Source organism: Shewanella sp. 10N.286.51.B2, assembly GCF_041469265.1.
Taxonomy (GTDB): Bacteria; Pseudomonadota; Gammaproteobacteria; order Enterobacterales; family Shewanellaceae; genus Shewanella.
The window spans coordinates 1-2282 of record NZ_JBFRKH010000089.1 but is presented as its reverse complement, the minus strand read 5'-3'; the positions used below and the strand labels follow the sequence as shown (position 1 = coordinate 2282).

General features: G+C 41.7%; 1 protein-coding gene and 2 tRNA genes. 2 read left to right on the top strand and 1 reads right to left on the bottom strand.

All coding sequences use genetic code 11. The annotated features are described in order from the left end of the window. Positions 1–49: 49 nt before the first annotated feature. Positions 50–125: transfer RNA gene (locus tag AB4140_RS19005), tRNA-Val, on the bottom strand. A 424-nt stretch (positions 126–549) separates the two neighbouring features. On the opposite strand from AB4140_RS19005, the gene gltX reads away from it, so the two are divergent. Next, on the top strand, positions 550–1959 hold the full coding sequence (gltX, locus tag AB4140_RS19000; RefSeq protein ID WP_372002200.1) for a glutamate--tRNA ligase: 1410 nt from the start codon (positions 550–552) through the stop codon (positions 1957–1959). A 105-nt stretch (positions 1960–2064) separates the two neighbouring features. Next, positions 2065–2140 (top strand) — tRNA-Ala (locus AB4140_RS18995). Positions 2141–2282 lie beyond the last annotated feature (142 nt).

Here is a 2282-nt window from a genome sequence, read left to right as displayed (position 1 = left end):
AGCTAATCGACCTGGGATTTTATAATGTTTTAATTCTTTATAAAAAGAATGGTGGTCGATACTGGGCTCGAACCAGTGACCCCCTCCTTGTAAGGGAGGTGCTCTCCCAGCTGAGCTAATCGACCTCGCTGTGTGGGGCCGTATTATAGGGAGCAACGAAATACTGTCAACGACTTTTTGATTAAAAAAGTTCAGGCGAGCTAAAAACAGCCGTCTTGGTTGATTGTTAGACGCATTAGACCGCCTTTTGCTGACATCAACCAGATTTTGGCGAATAAATAACATCTCACTATTGAATAAGCCCCCTATTATATTCTTTCTGCCTCCACTAATACCTGTTAGTTAGTAGACTACTACTAACCTTTATATTCAAACTTAAATTGATTGCGCAATATTAGATGACGTTGACTATAGTGAATGCCTGCTCCACAAGAATGAAAATAACAAGAGTGGAACTCGCATAATGTGGTGGTTTGGGTATAGAATATCGGCCACTTTATTATATCTGTCTTTATATAGACGTTTTCAGAAATAGGTCAGTGTCCCATTATGACAACTAAGACGCGTTTTGCTCCAAGCCCAACAGGCTTTTTACATGTAGGTGGTGCTCGTACAGCACTTTATTCTTGGCTATATGCTCGTGCGAACCAAGGTGAGTTTGTTTTACGTGTAGAAGATACAGATATTGAACGTTCAACACCTGAAGCTTGCGCTGCGATCTTAGAAGGTATGGAGTGGTTAGGCTTAACTTGGGATGAAGGCCCGTATTACCAAACCAAGCGCTTTGATCGTTACAATGAAATCATTGCTCAAATGCTAGAACAAGGCAGTGCATATAAGTGTTACTGCTCACGTGAGCGTATTGAAGCAATGCGTGAAGAACAAGCTGCTAATGGTGAGTCTCAAAAATATGATGGACATTGTCGTAACTTAGCGCCACGTGAAACTGATGAGCCGTTTGTTATTCGTTTCAAAAACCATACAGAAGGTAGTGTGGTATTTGATGATCATGTTCGTGGTCGCATCGAATTTGCTAACGATACTTTAGATGATTTGATCATTGCCCGAACTGAGGGCACGCCAACTTATAACTTCTGTGTAGTTGTTGATGACTGGGACATGGGGATCACTTGTGTTGTACGCGGTGAAGATCACATCAATAACACCCCTCGCCAAATTAATATTTTAAAAGCATTAGGTGCACCTGTTCCTGAATATGCGCACGTATCAATGATTTTAGGCGACGATGGCGCTAAATTATCAAAACGTCATGGCGCAGTTGGCGTAATGCAATACCGTGATGATGGCTATTTACCTGAAGCCCTATTGAACTACTTAGTTCGTTTAGGTTGGTCACATGGCGATCAAGAAGTATTCTCAATTGATGAAATGATTTCATTATTTAAATTAGATGACATCAACAAAGCAGCTTCTGCATTCAATACTGACAAATTAAATTGGCTAAACCAGCATTACATTAAAGAGTCGGCACCAGAATATGTTGCAGGCCACCTTCAATGGCATATGGATGACCAAAAAATTGATACCACAAACGGCCCTGCTTTAGCTGAAGTTGTCACAGCACTTGCAGAAAGAGCGAAAACCTTAAAAGAGTTAGCCGCATCTAGTCGCTACTTCTATGAAGATTTCGACGCTTTTGATGAAAATGCAGCGAAAAAGCACTTGCGTGGTGTTGCAATGGAACCACTTAAGTTAATCCAACAAAAAATTTCTGCTCTATCTGATTGGTCTGTTGAAGCAATTCATCAAGCAATTGAAGACACCGCAGCAGAACTTGAAGTAGGAATGGGTAAAGTTGGAATGCCTTTACGTGTCGCTGTTACAGGCGCCGGAATGTCACCTGCTGTAGATTTAACCTTATTTCTCATTGGAAAGGCTCGTTGCGAACAAAGAATATCCAAAGCGATTGATTTTGTAGCAGCTAGAATAAATTCTTAAAAAACGAGTTGACACTTTTGGGCAGGCTGCATAGAATGCGCCCCGTACTTGAGAGACGATGTGATTATTTATCGCAGCATGTCCAAATGCAATTTGTAAAGTTGAGGGGCTATAGCTCAGCTGGGAGAGCGCTTCGCTGGCAGCGAAGAGGTCCACGGTTCGATCCCGTGTAGCTCCACCAATTTTACAACAATTCAAGCGTTAAGTTTTAGCCTACAGAACTTAATGAGTATTCACTCTTTGCAGAGTATAATGCAGTCCGGGTCCCCTTCGATTAAAGAAGAGATGCCTAGGACACCGCGCTATTTTTATTAAGAGCACGG